1 pseudogene is annotated in these 319 nt (G+C 80.3%); it reads right to left on the bottom strand.

Going from position 1 to position 319, the window contains the following annotated elements:
- Positions 1–319, bottom strand: a pseudogene (locus G3I42_RS25385) (PucR family transcriptional regulator); the annotation flags it as partial.

The raw sequence follows: 319 nt of genomic DNA on the forward strand, positions 1-319 counted from the left end.
CAGGACCCGCAGCACGAGGTGCGCGGCGCGGCGGGACTCGACGGCGCGGGCCAGGTCCTCCCGTACGGGGCCGATCGCGACGAGGGGCCGCGCGACCGCGCCCCGTACAGCCGCCGCCAGCTCCCTGCCGAGGCGCTTCGCGGTCCGTGCGGGGTCCTGGGCCTGCTCCTGGGGACGCGCCGATTCGGGCGCGGGCGCGGCGGCGAGAGGGAGCAGTACGTCGAGGCGGTGGCGGTCCTCCTCGCGCACCGTGAGCCCGGCGGGGTGGTGGGCGGTGGCCTGGAGGGCGGCGAGGTGGAGGGCGCGGGCCGGGTCGGCC

The sequence above is a fragment of the Streptomyces sp. SID11385 genome, assembly GCF_010548245.1.
Taxonomy (GTDB): Bacteria; Actinomycetota; Actinomycetes; order Streptomycetales; family Streptomycetaceae; genus Streptomyces.